The following is a 16726-nucleotide window of genomic DNA, read 5'->3' on the forward strand; positions in this document are numbered from 1 at the left end:
AGACCGTCATATCCCGCTCACTTCAACCCACTCGGTCCCACCCGGAGGTGTCACCGTGCCGACATACCCTGCGAGCCACGACCCGGCCGAACCCGATCCCGCACACGGCCTCCCGGAGCTGACCCAGCCCCTCTGGGACCGGGTGTCGGCGCGGCTGCTCGCGAAGACGCTCGGTGAGTTCGCGTACGAGGAAGTCGTGGAACCCGCCCCGGCACCGGACGGTGAACCGGGCGCCGAGGGGCAGTACACCCTCCCGCTCGACGACGGCACCCTCCTGCGCTTCCGGGCCCGGCGCGGCGTGTACGGCAGCTGGCGCATCGACCCCGACTCGATCTCCGCGACCCCCCTCACCCCGGGACCGTCCGACGGAGCCGACGCCCCGGTGCCCTTCCGCGACCCGCTGGACTTCCTCGTCCGCGCCCGCCACCTCCTCGGACTGGACGGCGCCACCCTCGGCCACCTGATACGCGAGCTCACCGCCACCCTGGCCGCCGACGCCCGCCTCGCACACACGGCGCTCGGTGCCGACCGGCTCGCCGACCTCCCGTACGCCGAACTGGAAGGGCACCAGACCGGGCACCCCTGGCTCGTGGCCAACAAGGGCCGGCTCGGCTTCTCCGCCGCGGACGCCGCCCGGTTCACCCCGGAGGCGCGTACGGCCACCAGACTGCCCTGGATCGCCGTCAGCACCCGGATAGCCAGCTACCGGGGAGTGGCCCGCCTCGCCGCCCCCGAAGACCTCTACTCCCGCGAGCTCGACACGGCCGTCCGCGACTCCTTCACCGGCATCCTGCGCGCCCGCGGGCTCGACCCCGAGGCCTATCTGTTCCTTCCGGTCCACCCCTGGCAGTGGGACGAGTGGATCGTCCCCCTCTTCGCCCCGGCGATCGCCGGCGGCGACATCGTGCCCCTGCACGCGGACGACGACCTCCGGCTCCCGCAGCAGTCCATCCGCACGTTCAGCAACGTCCGACGGCCCGACCGGCACTCGGTCAAGCTGCCCCTGTCGATACTCAACACCCTCGTCTACCGGGGCCTGCCGACCGAACGCACCCTCGCCGCCCCGGCGGTCACCGCCTGGGTCCAGGGGCTCTGCGACAACGACCCGTTCCTGCGGGACACCTGCCAGGTCATCCTGCTGGGTGAAGTCGCCTCGGTGGCGGTCGAGCACCCGCTGTACGACCACCTCCCCGAGACCCCCTACCAGTTCAAGGAGATCCTCGGCGCGATCTGGCGGGAGCCGCTGCCGCCCCGGCTCGCCCCCGGCGAGCGGGCCCGCACCCTGGCCTCCCTGCTGCACACCGACCCCACGGGCCGGTCCTTCACCGCCGAGCTGGTCGCCCGCTCGGGGCTCACCCCGCAGGCCTGGCTGACCCACCTCTTCGCCGCCCTGCTGCCGCCGCTCCTGCACTTCCTGTACCGCTACGGCACCGTCTTCTCCCCGCACGGCGAGAACGCCATCGTCGTCTTCGACGCGAACGACGTCCCCGTACGCCTCGCGATCAAGGACTTCGTCGACGACGTGAACGTCAGCGCCCGGACGCTGCCCGAGCACGACTCGATGCCGCCGGAGGTCCGCCGCATCCTGCTGACCGAGGACCCCTCCTTCCTCACCCAGTTCATCCACTCGGGGCTCTTCGTCGGCGTCTTCCGTTACCTCTCGCCGCTCTGCGAGGACCAACTGGGAGTGCCGGAGGGCGAATTCTGGTCACTCGTCCGGGCCGAGATCCTGCGCCACCACACCCGGTTCCCCGAGCTCAAGGAGCGGTTCGAGCTCTTCGACATGCTGACGCCGACCATCGAGAGGCTCTGCCTCAACCGCAACCGTCTGCACGTGGACGGCTACCGCGACCGGCCGGAACGCCCGCACGCGGCCGTCCACGGCCACGTGCCCAACCCGCTCCACCCCTCCGCGTGAGCCCCCCGCCGCCCGTGAGCCCGGTCCCCCGGGGGGACCGGGCCGTCCGCGGGCGTCCGGGAGTGGGCGTCGATGTCGGTGGTGAGCCGTAGGGTGGACGCGCTATGACGAAGCCATCACTCCCCGAGCTCCTCCACGCCGCCGTCACCGCCGTGGGCGGTGCGGAACGGCCCGGCCAGGCCGCCATGGCCGGAGCCGTCGCCGAGGCCGTCGACGACAACGCCCACCTGCTGGTCCAGGCCGGTACCGGCACGGGCAAGTCCCTCGGATACCTGGTGCCCGCGCTGGCCCACGGGGAGCGTGTCGTGGTGGCGACCGCGACCCTGGCCCTCCAGCGCCAGCTGGTGGAGCGGGACCTCCCGCGCACGGTCGACGCGCTGCACCCGCTGCTGCGCCGCCGCCCGCAGTTCGCCATGCTCAAGGGCCGGTCGAACTACCTCTGCCTGCACCGGCTCCACGAGGGCGTCCCGCAGGACGAGGAGGAAGGCCTGTTCGACCAGTTCGAGGCGGCGGCGCCGTCCAGCAAGCTGGGCCAGGACCTGCTGCGGATGCGTGACTGGTCGGACGACACGGAGACCGGCGACCGCGACGACCTCACCCCGGGCGTCTCCGACCGGGCCTGGGCGCAGGTCTCGGTCTCCTCGCGCGAGTGCCTGGGCGCGACGAAGTGCGCGTACGGCGCGGAGTGCTTCGCGGAGGCGGCGCGGGAGCGGGCCAAGCTCGCCGATGTCGTCGTCACCAACCACGCGCTGCTCGCCATCGACGCCATCGAGGGCGCCCCGGTCCTCCCGCAGCACGAGGTGCTGATCGTGGACGAGGCCCATGAGCTGGTCTCGCGGGTCACCGGGGTGGCCACCGGCGAGCTGAACCCCGGCCAGGTCAACCGGGCGGTGCGCCGTGCGGCCAAGCTGGTCGACGAGAAGGCGGCCGACGCGCTGCAGACCGCCTCGGAGGGGTTCGAGCGGGTCATGGAGCTGGCGCTCCCGGGGCGCCTGGAGGAGGTGCCCGAGGATCTCGGCTACGCGCTGATGGCCCTGCGTGACGCCGCGCGTACGGTGATCTCCGCGCTCGGTTCCACCCGGGACAAGTCCGTGCAGGACGAGGACGCCGTCCGTAAGCAGGCGGTGGCGTCGGTCGAGTCCGTCCACAGCGTCGCGGAGCGCATCGTCCAGGGCTCCGAGTACGACGTCGTCTGGTACGAGCGCCACGACCGCTTCGGCGCCTCCGTGCGGGTCGCGCCGCTCTCCGTGTCGGGGCTGCTGCGGGAGAAGCTCTTCGCCGAGCGTTCGGTGGTCCTGACCTCGGCCACGCTGAAGCTGGGCGGCGACTTCAACGGGGTGGGCGCGTCCCTCGGGCTCGCCCCGGAGGGCACGGCCGGCGAGGACGTCCCGCAGTGGAAGGGGCTGGACGTCGGTTCGCCGTTCGACTATCCGAAGCAGGGCATCCTGTACGTCGCCCGGCACCTGGCGACCCCGGGCAGGGAGGGGTCGCGCACGGACATGCTGGACGAGCTCGCCGAGCTGGTGGACGCGGCGGGGGGCCGCACCCTGGGGCTGTTCTCGTCCATGCGGGCGGCCCAGGCCGCGGCGGAGGAGCTGCGCGGACGGCAGGACAGGACGATCCTCCTCCAGGGGGAGGAGACGCTCGGGGAGCTGATCAAGAACTTCGCGGCGGACCCGGAGACCTGCCTCTTCGGCACCCTGTCGCTCTGGCAGGGCGTGGACGTCCCCGGGCCGAGCTGTCAGCTCGTCGTCATGGACCGGATCCCCTTCCCCCGGCCCGACGACCCGCTGATGAGCGCGCGCCAGAAGGCGGTCGAGGAGGCCGGAGGCAACGGCTTCATGGCGGTCGCGGCCACGCACGCGGCACTGCTGATGGCGCAGGGCGCGGGTCGGCTGGTCCGGGCGACCGGTGACAAGGGGGTGGTCGCCGTGCTCGACCCACGGCTGGCCAACGCGCGGTACGGGAGCTATCTGCGGGCCTCGCTGCCCGACTTCTGGTACACCACGGACCGCAACCAGGCGCGACGCTCACTCGCGGCCATCGACGCGGCGGCGAAGGCGGCCACATAGGAGGGGGCGCGGGGCGGGGCGGCGGCCAGGCGGCACCCAGCGGGCGGCGACGGAGGCCGTGGCGGTCTACGGGGGCGTGCCCGGTCTGCCGGGCGTCGGCCTGCCGGGCGTCTGTGCGCGCCGACGCCGGTCCGTACCCGGGCGGGATGATGGGTGACAGGCGACCGGGCGGTTCGTGCCGCGTGGTCCACCCCCCCGCACCTGTCAGCGGCGCGCCTCAGGAGGCCAGGCAGCCCGGGGAGGTCAAGCGGGCCCCAGGGACATCACACAGGCCCCGGGGACCGGCAGTCAGGTCCCAGGGGCCCGGTTCGGCACGGGCGGCCTTCACACGCGCCGGAGCACTGCCACGACCTTGCCAAGGATGGTCGCCTCGTCACCCGGAATGGGCTGGTACGCGGAGTTGTGCGGGAGCAGCCACACATGGCCGTCCTCCCGCTTGAAGCGCTTCACCGTCGCCTCTCCGTCCAGCATGGCGGCCACGATGTCGCCGTTCTCCGCGACCGGCTGGCGGCGCACGGTGACCCAGTCGCCGTCCATGATCGCGGCCTCGATCATGGAGTCGCCGACGACCTTGAGGACGAACAGCTCACCGTCGCCGACGAGCTGGCGGGGGAGCGGGAAGACGTCCTCGACGGACTCCTCCGCGAGGATCGGGCCACCGGCCGCGATCCTGCCGACCAGCGGGACGTACGAAGCGGCGGGCTTGCCGGTCGTGTCCGTCGGCTGCGTGCTGGGCTGGTCGGACCCACGCACCTCGTACGCGCGGGGCCGGTGCGGGTCCCGGCGCAGGAACCCCTTGCGCTCCAGGGCCATCAGCTGATGGGCGACGGACGAGGTGCTGGACAGCCCCACCGCCTGGCCGATCTCCCGCATCGACGGGGGGTAGCCGCGGCGCTGCACCGAATCACGGATGACCTCGATCACGCGCCGCTGCCGGTCGGTCAGCCCCGAACTGTCCGCGCGGATGCCTGGTGGCCTTCCGGGCATGGACCGCGCGGGGCGGGCGGGCTCTGGCCCCTCCGGGTTCATGGCTGCGTCATTCATGGCGTGCACCGGCTCAAGTCGGCTCTGGGAGCGGTGGTCCTGGGCGGTGATGGTGGCACTGTCAGTGGTGGTCACGGCGGCCCCTCTCGAGTGTTCTCCCTAGTTAGGCAACGGTAGTAGCTTTCGAAAGGTTGCGCCAAACACACGTTCGAGTGAAAAACGGATAAAGGTCTGCCGCCCACGTGCTCCGAGGTGTATGGGTGGCCCCCGGCCGCCCTGGCCCGGGTGTCGGCCGAGCGATCTCGGTGGGCCCGTCCGGGGTGCCGCGCACCCGGGCCGGAGGTGCCCGGGGGGCCGGCGCGCGGGCCGGTGAGGGTCCCCTCGGAGCCCCGCGACAGTCTGCCATCCCCGGGGACCCGCGATCGGATCGGCCGGTCGTTTCCCGTACCCTCGTGCCGGGCCGTACGCTGCCTCCCGGGTGACCCGGGGAGCGCGACACGCCCTGGGGCCGCACCACGGCAAAACCCTAGATCTAGTGGTTGGATTGCCGTGAGTACCTAGAAGTAGTGGTCCCGGGTCTGTCGAGGCCGGAGCCATCGCCTATGCTTGCTGCTGCCGGGGACGGTCCCTCACGGGGCCTGACAGGGCTATTCAGTCGCGCTGTGAAGGAGGGTTCGGAGATATGCACTGCCCCTTCTGCAGGCACCCCGACAGCCGGGTCGTCGACAGCCGCACCACGGACGACGGGACGTCGATCCGGCGACGGCGCCAGTGCCCCGACTGCGCGCGCCGCTTCACCACGGTGGAGACCTGTTCGCTCATGGTGGTCAAGCGCAGCGGCGTGACCGAGCCCTTCAGCCGGACCAAGGTCATCTCGGGCGTCCGCAAGGCGTGCCAGGGGCGTCCCGTCACCGAGGACGCGCTCGCGAAGCTGGGGCAGCGGGTCGAAGAGGCGGTGCGTGCCACCGGGAGCGCGGAGCTGACCACGCACGACGTGGGTCTGGCCATACTCGGCCCCCTGCAGGAACTCGACCTCGTCGCCTACCTGCGCTTCGCGTCCGTCTACCGGGCGTTCAACTCGCTCGACGACTTCGAGGCCGCCGTCGCGGAGCTGCGGGAGCAGCGGCCACCCACGGGGGAGCGGGAGGGCGGAGAGACCCCCGAGGTCCCCGCGCCCGCCACCGCCGCCTCCGACTGATCGCGGGGCCGGTCCCGGCAGGGCGGCGGGGCCGGTGGGCGGGCGGTACAAGACCTGCTCCGGGGCGCTGTGCGCCCGGAGCATCAGACACACACTGTGCCCTGGGAAGAACTGGGCACTTCAGGGCGTTTTTGCCCATATATGGGAGGCGGCATGACAGAGACGGCGAGCGGCCCGGCACGAGGTTCCCGGAGCAAGGGAGCCAAGTCGACTGCGAACAAGCAGGGCCTGCGCATCGAGCGCATCCACACCACCCCCGGCGTGCATCCGTACGACGAGGTGGCGTGGGAGCGCCGTGACGTCGTCATGACCAATTGGCGCGACGGCTCGATCAACTTCGAGCAGCGTGGCGTCGAGTTCCCCGACTTCTGGTCGGTGAACGCGGTCAACATCGTCACCAGCAAGTATTTCCGGGGAGCCGTCGGCACGCCGCAGCGCGAGACCGGTCTGCGGCAGCTGATCGACCGGATCGTGAAGACGTACCGCAAGGCCGGTGAGGAGTACCACTACTTCGCCTCCCCGGACGACGCGGAGATCTTCGAGCACGAGCTGGCCTACGCCCTCCTGCACCAGATCTTCAGCTTCAACTCGCCGGTCTGGTTCAACGTCGGTACGCCCCAGCCGCAGCAGGTCTCGGCCTGCTTCATCCTGTCCGTCGACGACTCCATGGAGTCGATCCTCGACTGGTACAAGGAAGAGGGCATGATCTTCAAGGGCGGCTCCGGCGCCGGCCTGAACCTCTCCCGTATCCGCTCCTCCAAGGAGCTCCTCTCCTCGGGCGGCAACGCCTCCGGCCCCGTCTCCTTCATGCGGGGCGCCGACGCCTCCGCAGGAACGATCAAGTCGGGCGGCGCGACCCGCCGTGCGGCCAAGATGGTCATCCTCGACGTCGACCACCCCGACATCGAGAACTTCATCGAGACCAAGGTGAAGGAGGAGGAGAAGATCCGCGCCCTGCGTGACGCGGGCTTCGACATGGACCTGGGCGGCGACGACATCACGTCCGTCCAGTACCAGAACGCGAACAACTCGGTCCGGGTGAACGACGAGTTCATGAAGGCCGTGGAGTCCGGCGGGAAGTTCGGCCTGCGGGCCCGCATGACCGGCGACGTCATCGAAGAGGTCGAGGCCAAGTCCCTCTTCCGCAAGATGGCGGAGGCCGCCTGGGCCTGCGCCGACCCGGGTATCCAGTACGACGACACCATCAACGCCTGGCACACCTGCCCGGAGTCCGGCCGGATCAACGGCTCGAACCCGTGCAGCGAGTACATGCACCTGGACAACACCTCGTGCAACCTGGCCTCGCTGAACCTGATGAAGTTCCTCAAGGACGACGGCGAGGGCCGGCAGTCCTTCGAGTCCGAGCGCTTCGCCAAGGTCGTCGAGCTGGTCATCACCGCGATGGACATCTCGATCTGCTTCGCGGACTTCCCGACGCGGAAGATCGGCGAGAACACCCGTGCCTTCCGTCAGCTGGGCATCGGGTACGCCAACCTCGGCGCCCTGCTCATGGCGACCGGCCACGCCTACGACAGCGACGGCGGCCGCTCGCTCGCCGGTGCCATCACCTCGCTGATGACCGGTACCTCCTACCGGCGCTCCGCCGAGCTCGCCGGGGTCGTCGGCCCGTACGACGGCTACGCCCGCAACGCCGAGCCGCACCAGCGCGTCATGAAGCAGCACTCCGACGCCAACGCCGCGGCCGTCCGCGTGGACGACCTGGACTCGCCGATCTGGGCCGCCGCCACGGAGGCCTGGCAGGACGTGATCCGCGTCGGCGCCAAGAACGGCTTCCGTAACGCGCAGGCCTCGGTCATCGCCCCCACCGGCACCATCGGGCTCGCGATGTCCTGCGACACCACCGGCCTGGAGCCCGACCTCGCGCTGGTCAAGTTCAAGAAGCTGGTCGGCGGCGGCTCGATGCAGATCGTCAACGGCACGGTCCCGCAGGCCCTGCGCCGCCTCGGCTACCAGCCGGAGCAGATCGAGGCGATCGTCGCCCACATCGCCGAACACGGCAACGTGATCGACGCCCCGGGCCTGAAGACCGACCACTACGAGGTCTTCGACTGCGCCATGGGCGAGCGTTCCATCTCGGCCATGGGCCACGTCCGGATGATGGCGGCGATCCAGCCGTGGATCTCCGGCGCGCTGTCCAAGACGGTGAACCTGCCGGAGACGGCCACCGTCGAGGACGTCGAGGAGGTCTACTTCGAGGCCTGGAAGATGGGCGTCAAGGCGCTCGCGATCTACCGCGACAACTGCAAGGTCGGCCAGCCCCTCTCCACCAAGAAGTGGGAGGAGAAGAAGGACGAGGTCACGGCCAAGGCCGAGGACACCATCCGCTCCGCGGTCGAGAAGGTCGTCGAGTACCGTCCGGTCCGCAAGCGTCTGCCCAAGGGCCGTCCCGGCATCACCACCTCCTTCACGGTGGGCGGCGCCGAGGGGTACATGACCGCCAACTCCTACCCGGACGACGGTCTCGGTGAGGTCTTCCTGAAGATGTCCAAGCAGGGTTCGACCCTCGCGGGCATGATGGACGCCTTCTCGATCGCCGTCTCGGTCGGCCTCCAGTACGGCGTGCCCCTGGAGACGTACGTCTCCAAGTTCACCAACATGCGTTTCGAGCCGGCCGGCATGACGGACGACCCGGACGTGCGGATGGCGCAGTCGATCGTCGACTACATCTTCCGTCGCCTGGCACTCGACTTCCTGCCGTTCGAGACGCGCTCCGCGCTCGGCATCCACTCGGCCGAGGAGCGTCAGCGCCACCTGGACACCGGCTCGTACGAGCCGTCGTACGGGGACGACGCCCTCGACGTCGAGAGCCTGGCCCAGTCGGCCCCCGTGCAGGCCGCGCCGCTCAAGGCGGTCACGGCGACCAAGGACGGCGCGGTGGCACAGCCCGCTCCGCAGACGGCGCACACCTCGGCCGAACTGGTCGAGATGCAGCTCGGCATCAGCGCCGACGCCCCGCTCTGCTTCTCCTGCGGTACGAAGATGCAGCGCGCGGGCTCCTGCTACATCTGCGAGGGCTGCGGCTCGACCAGCGGATGCAGCTGACCGGCCGACGCCGCCGCTGACCCGGGTGAGGCCGCGCCGGACACGTCGTCCGACGCGCGCCTGACCGGCCGGCGGTGAACGAACCAGCGGTGTACGAAGGGGACCTGCCCACGGGCCGGTCCCCTTCTCCGCGTGCCGGTGCCGTTCCCTCTGCCGGTCGTCAGTCGACGCGGCTTCCCATCGCCGCGGCGAACGCCTCCGGGTCGGCGTCGAACCCGCGGATCGCGCTGTGGAACCCCCAGGAGCCGGCGGCGTCCCGGGTGAACTCGGCGACGACCGCGGCGGTGGCGGCCGGGACTCCGGAGAAGTCGTCCTCGGCCAGGGTGGTGTACCCCTCCAGGATCTGTACCGCCGTCTGTTCCACCTGGCCGAAGGTCTTGCGGCCGTCCCGCTGCTGGATCGCGACGCCGACGACGACCCTGGAGTACGCGTCCGACAGCCGGTTCAGTTCGAGGGTCATCACCTCGTCGAAACCGAAGCCCTGCCCGGTCTTGCTGTCGCGGTTCAGCGTGATCGTGCCGTCGGGCGCCCTGCTGTCGAAGTGCACGAGGTAGACGGGGCTGCCGAACGGCGCGTCCGACGCGTAGGTGGCCGCGATGATGTCGAGGTCGGTGGCGGGTTCACCGGCGGGGCTGGGATCCCATTTGATCCGCACCTCTGCCTTGTCGATGTCCTTGTTGGGAGTGTTCATGGGACTTCCCTCCTTGCCGCTGGCCGACGCCCCACGGATGGCGTCGCTGCGCAGGCCGGCCTCTTCCCCCTCAGATGATGTCCATAACCGGGGTATGAACCAACCAGGTTGGGGCCCTACGGCGGTTTCGGGCCATGGCATGGCCGAGGATGTGCGGTGCGGCCGTCGCGGTCGGACCGGAGCGCGACAGGCGTGACGCCCGCCGTGCCCGGCCCCGTACGATGGCGCGGTGCTGGTCAAGTGGATGCGCTGCACCGTGGTGGACCGTCGAGGTTTCGAACGGGGGCAGCGCAAGTGGGCCGAACTGCTCGGCGAACCCGGATTCCGGGCGCAGAGCGGCGGATGGAGCCGAGCACGCCCTGATGTCGCCCATGTCTTCGCGTTCTGGGAGAACCGCGCCTTCTACGACGCGTTCATGGCCCGAGGCCACGAGCGGCTGGCCGGCGACCAGTCGGGCACGTACACGGACCCACAGGTCACGCTCTTCGAGTACCGCTTCGACGTGAAGACGGGCTTCGAGCCGTGCTTCACCGACGCGGACGTCGTCAGGGTGGCCCACAGCACGGTGCGCGAGGACCGCGTCGAGCACTTCGCGCTCATGCAGGAGAAGGTCTGGAACCCGGCCATGGCGGGTTCCCCCGGGATGCTGCGCGGAGTGTTCGGCGAGGCGCCGGGCCACGAGTTTCTGGTGCTGTCGATGTGGCAGTCGGAGGCGGAACGCGGCAAGTACCGTCCGGCGAGCGCCGCCCGGCTCTCGGCCCGCGCGGAGACCGAGACGGACGTCGAGGCGCTGACCGGCGACGTGGTGCGGCTGGAGCCGTCCTGGACGGTGTGAACGAGGCCGGGACCGGTCCGCGCGGACCGCGCCGGCCGGACGTTTCCTTGGTCACATACGCCGGATCGGACCCGCGCGACCGCTCGGTCACGCCGTACGCCCTCTAGGGTCGGTGTATGGCACGACCGCAACGCATCGTTCTCGTCCGGCACGGCGAGTCCGTGGGCAATGCCGACGACTCGGTGTACGAACGCGAACCCGACCACGCCCTGAGGCTCACGGCGCGAGGACTGCGGCAGGCCCGGGAGACCGGCGCCGAGCTGCGCGAGGTCTTCGGACAGGAGCGGATCAGTGTCTACGTGTCCCCCTACCGGCGCACCCACGAGACGCTGAAGTCCTTCGCCCTGGCCCCGGAGCGCGTACGCGTCCGGGAGGAGCCGAGGCTCCGGGAACAGGACTGGGGCAACTGGCAGGACCGGGACGACGTCAGGCTGCAGAAGACCTACCGGGACGCGTACGGGCACTTCTTCTACCGCTTTCCCCAGGGCGAGTCCGGCGCGGACGTGTACGACCGGGTCGACGCGTTCCTGGAGAGCCTTCACCGTAGCTTCGAGTCCCCCGACCACCCCCAGAACGTCCTGCTGGTCACCCACGGCCTGACCATGCGGCTGTTCTGCATGCGCTGGTTCCACTGGTCGGTGGCGGAGTTCGAGTCGCTGTCCAACCCCGGGAACGGCGAGACGCGGATGCTGCTGCTGGGCGCGGACGGCCGCTACACGCTCGACCGGCCGTTCCGGCAGTGGCGCACCCCCGAGCCGTACGGCCGCACCGGATAGAGTGACGGAGCGATGACCGCTGATTCCGCTACCGACCGGCGCTTCGAGCGCGCCCTGGCCAGCCTGCGGGGACTGTCCGTGGGCGACGCCCTCGGTTCCCAGTTCTTCGTCCCGGCCAACTACCCCCTGCTCAAGGAACGGGCGCTGCCGCCCGGTCCGTGGCAGTGGACCGACGACACCGAGATGGCGTGTTCCGTACTCGCCGTGCTGGCCGCCCATCGGCGCGTCGACCAGGACGCGCTCGCGGACTCCTTCGCCCGGCGCCACGACTTCGACCGGGGCTACGGTCCCGCCGTGAACCGCCTGCTGCGGCTGGTCAGGGAAGGCGGGGACTGGCGGCAGCTGGCGTCCGCGCTGTTCCAGGGCCAGGGTTCCTGGGGCAACGGGTCGGCCATGCGGATCGCGCCCCTGGGCGCCTGGTACGCGGACGACCCGGAGCAGGCCACGCACCAGGCCGAGATCTCCTCGTACACCACCCACCAGCACCGTGAAGCCGTCGTCGGGGCGATGGCCGTGGCGGCCGCCGCGGCGCTCGTCGCCGCGCCCGGAGGCCCGCCGACGCCGGAGGCGCTGCTCGACGGCGTCGTGGCGCTGGTACCGCGCAGCGCGGTCGGCGCGGGACTGCGCAGGGCGCGCGACATGCTCGACTACCGGGACGCGGGTACGGTCGCGGCGGTGCTCGGCAACGGGCGCCGTACCAGCGCCCACGACACCGTCCCCTTCGCCCTCTGGTCGGCGGCGCGGTCCCTCGGCGACTTCGAGGAGGCGTTCTGGGTGACCGCTCAGGCGGGCGGCGACGTGGACACCACGTGCGCGATCGTGGGCGGTGTGGTCGCGTCCGGTCCGGCAGGTGCCCCTCCGGCCCGGTGGGCGGCGGACGCGGAAGCGCTGCCCGGCTGGCTTCCGGCAGCGGCTGCCTGAGCCGGGGGATCGGCCTGGGCGGCTGGGCCCGGGGATCGGCTTGTGCGGCTGAGCCGGGGATCGGCTTGTGCGGGGTCGTGTGCCTTCTTGGGCCGGAGGTGGCCGGGGTGTGCCGCCTCGCGGTCGATGTCCCGGATGTGCCGAGTGCTCTGTCACGGTCCTGCCACAGGGATTCCCGGGGCGGTCGACGGCGGCGGCTCCCGGCTACTCTTTCGGCCACGCCACCCTCAGTGATCTTGAGGGCTGTGTCCATGAGACGCCGAGGTCGCCGTGCCACCGCGTGGCCGTGCGCGGACCTCGGTGGGGAGGGGTCCCATGTCCGACCACGCGTCCGAAGCAGCCTCCGGCAGACCCGGTGCGTCGGCTACGCCACCGGAATCCGGCGAGGCCGAGCCGTCACGGTCCCGTGCCGTCGCGGGGGCCGGGAGGGCTGCGGGGCCTGAGGAGCCTGAGGGACCGGAGAGAGCTGGTGGGGCCAGGGACGTTGCGCAACCGGCGGCGTCCGCTCGGCCCCGGAGCGGTGTTCCGGCTCAGGGCTCGGGCTCGGTTCCGGGGTCGGGTTCGGCCCAGGGGTCGGGCTCGGTTCAGGCTTCGGATTCGGGTCGACGCGAGGCGATGCCGGGGAACGACGACCTGGCCGGGGAGGCCGGTCCTTCCGGGGCCACCAGTCCGTCCGGGGAAGCCGGTTCTGACGGTCCTGCCGCTCCTGGCGGCCGTACCGGTCCCAACGCGTCGACGGCTCCCGCCTACCGTAAAGCTCCGCCGCCTCCGGCCGTTTCCCGGCAGGGCCGCACGCAACAGCCACCGCCCGGTCTCCTGTCTCGGTTGCGGCCCCCCGGACCACCGCCGATCACGGCCGCGACGCTCTGCTCGGCCCTCGCCGCAGGGTTGCTCAGCGCCCTGCTCCTCGGCGACGGCCTGGGGCTGAACTTGCTGTTCGTGACGGTGGCCGCCGCCCTGGCCGCGTACTTCGCCGCGCGGGCGGCGGGCCGCAGGCTCCGGCCCTGGACCGCGGTCTGGGCGGTCGGAGGGCTGGCGCTCCTGGCCGTTCCGGCGCTCCGGGACGCGGGATGGCCCTCGTTCCTCGCCCTGGTGTCGGCCCTCGCCCTCGGTTCGCTCGCCCTGCACGGCAGCCGGGGCTGGCCCGGTATCCTGTTCGGCTCCTGGGGGCTGTGCACCTCCGTGTCGCGTGGGGTCCGCTGGGGATGGCGCGGAATACGCGACAGGGCGGACGACTCCCGTGGCCGGGTGCGCACCGCCACGCGCACCACCGGGGTGGCCGTCGCGCTGCTCGTCGTGTTCGGCGCGCTCTTCGCCAGTGCGGACCCCGCGTTCGCGGACCTGCTGAGCGGACTCGCACCGGACCTGAGCATCGGGGACAGCCCGTGGCGCGCAATGCTGTTCGTGCTGGGACTGTTCGGTGCCCTCGCCGCCGCCCACACGGCTGCCGCGCCGGTGCGCTGGGACGGCATCACCGTGCGCCCCGGGCCGGCTCGCAAGAGGGCCGAGTGGGCGGTGCCGCTGATCGTGCTCAATCTGCTCTTCGCGCTCTTCGTCGGGTTCCAGCTCGTCGTCCTGCTCGGTGGGTACGACAAGGTGCTGGAGGAGACGGGGCTGACCCGGTCCGCCTACGCGCGCCAGGGCTTCTGGCAGCTCCTGTGGGCCACGGTGCTGACTCTGGTCGTCATCGCGCTCGCCCGGCGCTGGGCGCCGCGTGGCGGTCGCCATGACCGCACCCTGGTCCGGAGCGTGCTCGGCGCCCTGTGCGTCCTCACGCTCGTCGTCGTGGCGTCCGCGCTGCGCAGGATGGACCTCTACGTGGAGGCGTTCGGCCTGACGCGGCTGCGGATCTCCGTGGCCGCCGTGGAACTCTGGCTCGGGGTCGTCCTCGTCCTCATCCTGGTGGCGGGCGTCTTCGGCGCCAGGCTGCTGCCGCGTGCCGTCGCTGTGAGCGCCGCCGCGGGCGTGCTCGCCTTCGGCCTGCTCTCGCCCGACGGGCTCATCGCGGAACAGAACGTCCACCGCTACCAGGAGCGGAAGGCGATCGACATCGACTACCTCCGCGAGCTGTCGGCCGACGCGGTGCCGGCGCTGGACACCTTGCCCGAACCGCTGCGGTCCTGTGCGCTGGAACGGATCCAGCGCACCCTCGCCACCTCGGACGCACCGTGGTACGCCACCAGTTGGGGCGAGGCGAGGGCCCGGGACATCCTGGCGGCGAACCCCGCGCAACTCCGAGGGTCGGAGTGCTACAGCCCCGGCCGGAGCGTCGACGAACAGGCCGACGAACGAGGAGACCACGAAGAGGGCGGGTACCCGCGCGAGGACCACGGCGGCGAGGACCCCTCCGCGTCGTACTAGAACCCCGCACCGAGCGGCCTTTCCGCCACGCGGGCGGGAGCCGAGGGTGGAGCCGGGAGCCGGGAGCCGGGAGCCGGGAGCCGGGAGCCGGGAGCCAGGGCCTTGGGACGGTCTCGGTCCCCGCCTCGCCGTTCCGCTCGCGGTGCTCTCGCCCGAGGTGTCTGATCGCCTTCCGATCCCGAGCCGGACGCGCCCTGTTCCGGCACGGATTCCGGCCCGGCGGCGATTCCCGGAGCAGCGGGACCCCCACCGGATGACCAAGGGGTGCCCCCGGGGTGTTCTCGCCGTGCCCGGCGGCGTAACCTGGCAGGCGCCATGCCGTATGAACCACCCACGCACACCGTCGAGCGCTCACTGCGCGCCACTTCCGGTGCCAAGACCGTCGCCGGTGTCGACGAGGTCGGACGCGGAGCGTGGGCGGGGCCCGTCACCGTGTGCGCGGCCGTCACCGGCCTACGCCGGGCTCCCGAGGGCCTCACCGACTCCAAGCTGATGAGCCCCAGGCGCCGTGCGGAACTGGCGCCGTTGCTGGAGAAATGGGTCACCGCCTTCGGGCTGGGGCACGCCTCACCGGAGGAGATCGACGACCTCGGCATGACCGCCGCACTCCGGCTCGCCGCGGTCAGGGCTCTCGACGCCCTGCCCGTCCGGCCGGACGCGGTGATTCTCGACGGCAAGCACGACTACCTCGGTGATCCCTGGAAGGTCCGCACGGTGATCAAGGGCGACCAGTCCTGTATCGCCGTTGCCGCGGCCTCGGTGATCGCCAAGGTGCACCGGGACACGATGATGGCCGAACTCGGCGCGGATTCGGGTCAGTACGCAGACTTCGCCTTCGACGCGAACGCCGGGTATCCGTCACCGGTGCACCGGGCCGCGCTGGAGGAGTGGGGGCCCACGGCTCATCACCGCCTCAGCTGGTCCTATCTGGACGCGCTGCCCAAGTGGCAGCACCTGAAGAAGGTCCGTTTCTCCGCCGAGGCGGCTGCACTGGAAAGCGGGGGCCAGCTCGGCTTCGACTTCTGATCGCACAGGCGTATCCCACCCGGCCCGAAGCGCCGGCGTTCGACAGACAACCATTCATGCCTCTCATTCCCGAGGAGCCTCCGATTTCCGAGAGTGCCCAGGGTCCCCGCGTTACTCCGGCCACCGGCCGTGCCACGCCGACCCCCCGTCCCGTACCCGGACCGCGTTCCGCGGCCACGCCGCGTCCCGGGCATCCGGGCTCCGGCCCCGCGCGGCCCGCGCCCCCGGCGCAGCGCCCGCGCCCCGTACCCACCCCGTCGTCCGCGGCGCCCACCCCGTCCGGCGCGGCCCGGCCGGCTCGGCGCGGCCGCCCGGAGAACCGTTCCGAAGCACAGCTCCAGGTGATTCCGGCACCCGTGGGCGGCGCGCTCGACGCCGCAGACGAGGCCGTGGACCTGCTGCTCGACTCCGGTCGCGCACCCGGTGAGATCCTGGTGCTCACCACGGGCGACCCGCATCCCTGGGCCGCCCATGAACTCTCCTTCGGCGAGAGCGCGTACTGGGCCCAGCAGGACGCCGGTGACGACGTCTTCTTCGCTCACGTCTCCAACGCCCAGCGTTGCAAGGGGCGTTCAGTCGTCGTCGTAGCCGTCAACGGCGGCGCGGACGACGGCATCGCCGGTGCGCTGGCGGTCGCCCGACAGCGCGCGGACGCGCTGCTGATCGTGTGCGGAGTACCGGAGAAGGTCAACCCCGCGCTCGGCGCGGGCGTCTGAACGCCTCACCCCTCGGTCCCGGTCGTCCGCGAGGGCGTCCGGGACCAGCCATGTGCCGACCAGCTGTGCGCGGGCAGGCCATGCGCGGACCACCCGTGTTCGTACTCGGTCCGCCTGTGCCCGGTCTGCCTGTGCCCGGTCCACCTGTGTACGAGACGTGCCGCG

Annotated in this window: 12 protein-coding genes; 10 read left to right on the forward strand and 2 right to left on the reverse strand. The window is 71.5% G+C overall.

Translation table 11 applies throughout. The annotated features are described in order from the left end of the window. Nucleotides 1-55 precede the first annotated feature (55 nt). Together B9S64_RS24870 and B9S64_RS24875 are read left to right on the forward strand one after the other, a co-directional pair. On the forward strand, nt 56-1918 hold the full coding sequence (locus B9S64_RS24870; RefSeq protein WP_103491936.1) for an IucA/IucC family siderophore biosynthesis protein: 1863 nt from the start codon (nt 56-58) through the stop codon (nt 1916-1918). Between the two features lie 104 nt (nt 1919-2022). After that, a complete protein-coding gene (locus B9S64_RS24875; RefSeq protein ID WP_103491937.1) occupies nt 2023-3990 on the forward strand; it encodes an ATP-dependent DNA helicase in 1968 nt (655 codons plus the stop codon). 324 nt (nt 3991-4314) lie between these two features. On the opposite strand, the gene lexA is transcribed toward B9S64_RS24875, so the two are convergent. After that, nucleotides 4315-5109 (reverse strand): transcriptional repressor LexA, encoded by a 795-nt coding sequence (lexA, locus tag B9S64_RS24880; RefSeq protein WP_028441196.1) that lies wholly within the window; start codon nt 5107-5109, stop codon nt 4315-4317. A gap of 547 nt (nt 5110-5656) precedes the next feature. On the opposite strand from lexA, the gene nrdR reads away from it, so the two are divergent. Together nrdR and B9S64_RS24890 are read left to right on the forward strand one after the other, a co-directional pair. Next, nucleotides 5657-6172, forward strand: coding sequence for a transcriptional regulator NrdR (gene nrdR / locus B9S64_RS24885; RefSeq protein ID WP_103491938.1), 516 nt, complete (start codon nt 5657-5659; stop codon nt 6170-6172). 153 nt (nt 6173-6325) lie between these two features. After that, complete coding sequence (locus B9S64_RS24890) at nt 6326-9235, forward strand: vitamin B12-dependent ribonucleotide reductase (protein WP_103491939.1); 2910 nt, start codon at nt 6326-6328, stop codon at nt 9233-9235. Nucleotides 9236-9395: 160 nt separating this feature from the next. Here B9S64_RS24890 and B9S64_RS24895 read toward each other — a convergent pair whose 3' ends face one another. Further along, nucleotides 9396-9926 (reverse strand): TerD family protein, encoded by a 531-nt coding sequence (locus B9S64_RS24895; protein ID WP_103491940.1) that lies wholly within the window; start codon nt 9924-9926, stop codon nt 9396-9398. A gap of 229 nt (nt 9927-10155) precedes the next feature. Between B9S64_RS24895 and B9S64_RS24900 the strand changes: the two genes are divergently transcribed. The 6 genes from B9S64_RS24900 to B9S64_RS24925 all read left to right on the forward strand — a co-directional run bounded on the left by B9S64_RS24900 (nt 10156) and on the right by B9S64_RS24925 (nt 16561). Beyond that, complete coding sequence (locus B9S64_RS24900; protein ID WP_103491941.1) at nt 10156-10761, forward strand: YdbC family protein; 606 nt, start codon at nt 10156-10158, stop codon at nt 10759-10761. A gap of 116 nt (nt 10762-10877) precedes the next feature. Further along, a complete protein-coding gene (locus B9S64_RS24905; RefSeq protein WP_103491942.1) occupies nt 10878-11537 on the forward strand; it encodes a histidine phosphatase family protein in 660 nt (219 codons plus the stop codon). Between the two features lie 12 nt (nt 11538-11549). Next, nucleotides 11550-12458, forward strand: coding sequence for an ADP-ribosylglycohydrolase family protein (locus B9S64_RS24910; protein WP_103491943.1), 909 nt, complete (start codon nt 11550-11552; stop codon nt 12456-12458). Nucleotides 12459-12773: 315 nt separating this feature from the next. After that, nucleotides 12774-14819, forward strand: a complete 2046-nt coding sequence (locus B9S64_RS24915; protein ID WP_103491944.1) for a DUF4153 domain-containing protein — start codon at nt 12774-12776, stop codon at nt 14817-14819. A 315-nt stretch (nt 14820-15134) separates the two neighbouring features. Continuing rightward, nucleotides 15135-15845 carry a ribonuclease HII gene (locus B9S64_RS24920; RefSeq protein WP_103491945.1) on the forward strand — a complete coding sequence of 237 codons (711 nt, stop codon included), beginning with the start codon at nt 15135-15137 and terminating at the stop codon, nt 15843-15845. 56 nt (nt 15846-15901) lie between these two features. Beyond that, nucleotides 15902-16561 carry a hypothetical protein gene (locus tag B9S64_RS24925; RefSeq protein ID WP_109492119.1) on the forward strand — a complete coding sequence of 220 codons (660 nt, stop codon included), beginning with the start codon at nt 15902-15904 and terminating at the stop codon, nt 16559-16561. Nucleotides 16562-16726: the final 165 nt, after the last annotated feature.

Source organism: Streptomyces sp. SM18 (genome assembly GCF_002910775.2).
GTDB classification, from domain to species: Bacteria; Actinomycetota; Actinomycetes; order Streptomycetales; family Streptomycetaceae; genus Streptomyces; species Streptomyces halstedii.

What these genes read in the sequence shown, in the direction of transcription:
- B9S64_RS24875 (WP_103491937.1), top strand. Translation starts at nt 2,023, where the DNA reads ATGACGAAGCCATCACTCCCCGAGCTCCTCCACGCCGCCGTCACCGCC.
- nrdR (WP_103491938.1), top strand. Translation starts at nt 5,657, where the DNA reads ATGCACTGCCCCTTCTGCAGGCACCCCGACAGCCGGGTCGTCGACAGC.
- B9S64_RS24890 (WP_103491939.1), top strand. Translation starts at nt 6,326, where the DNA reads ATGACAGAGACGGCGAGCGGCCCGGCACGAGGTTCCCGGAGCAAGGGA.
- B9S64_RS24895 (WP_103491940.1), bottom strand. Translation starts at nt 9,926, where the DNA reads ATGAACACTCCCAACAAGGACATCGACAAGGCAGAGGTGCGGATCAAA.
- B9S64_RS24905 (WP_103491942.1), top strand. Translation starts at nt 10,878, where the DNA reads ATGGCACGACCGCAACGCATCGTTCTCGTCCGGCACGGCGAGTCCGTG.
- B9S64_RS24910 (WP_103491943.1), top strand. Translation starts at nt 11,550, where the DNA reads ATGACCGCTGATTCCGCTACCGACCGGCGCTTCGAGCGCGCCCTGGCC.
- B9S64_RS24915 (WP_103491944.1), top strand. Translation starts at nt 12,774, where the DNA reads ATGTCCGACCACGCGTCCGAAGCAGCCTCCGGCAGACCCGGTGCGTCG.
- B9S64_RS24920 (WP_103491945.1), top strand. Translation starts at nt 15,135, where the DNA reads ATGCCGTATGAACCACCCACGCACACCGTCGAGCGCTCACTGCGCGCC.
- B9S64_RS24925 (WP_109492119.1), top strand. Translation starts at nt 15,902, where the DNA reads ATGCCTCTCATTCCCGAGGAGCCTCCGATTTCCGAGAGTGCCCAGGGT.